The organism is Nocardiopsis sp. MG754419, from assembly GCF_018207095.1.
Classification (GTDB): Bacteria; Actinomycetota; Actinomycetes; order Streptosporangiales; family Streptosporangiaceae; genus Nocardiopsis.
The window spans coordinates 1-562 of the sequence record NZ_QOCZ01000344.1 but is presented as its reverse complement, the minus strand read 5'-3'; the positions used below and the strand labels follow the sequence as shown (position 1 = coordinate 562).

The following is a 562-nucleotide window of genomic DNA, read 5'->3' as shown; positions in this document are numbered from 1 at the left end:
CCGTGTCCTGGTCGAAGAGGCGAGTGACATCGCCGAGGAGTACTACTTCTCCTTCCTGCTCGACCGCGCCAACCGTGACTTCCTCGCCATCTGCTCCAAAGAGGGCGGCATGGAGATCGAGGAGGTCGCCGAGACCAACCCCGACGCCGTAGCGAAGATCTCGATCGACGCCCTCAAGGGCGCCCCGACCGACGTCGCCGCGGAGATCGTCAAGGCGGGCAAGCTGCCCGAGGCCGCCGTCGCGGGTGCCACGGAGATCATCACCAAGCTCTGGGACGCCTTCGTCGGCAAGGACGCCACCCTCGCGGAGGTGAACCCGCTCATCCTGACCAAGGACGGCCGGGTCGTCGCCCTCGACGGCAAGGTGACCCTGGACGAGAACGCCGAGTTCCGCCAGGACCTGGAGAGCCTGACCTTCGCCGAGGAGGGTGACCCCCTCGAGGTCGCCGCCAAGGCCAAGGGCCTGAACTACGTCAAGCTCGACGGCGAGGTCGGCATCATCGGTAACGGTGCCGGTCTGGTCATGTCGACCCTGGACGTGGTCGCCTACGCCGGAGAGGAC

General features: G+C 66.9%; 1 protein-coding gene. It reads left to right on the top strand.

Annotation, left to right across the window (positions count from 1 at the left end):
- Positions 1–562, top strand: a 562-nt coding sequence (locus DSY14_RS28040; RefSeq protein ID WP_307851363.1) for an ATP-grasp domain-containing protein, incomplete at both ends; no start/stop codon positions are given.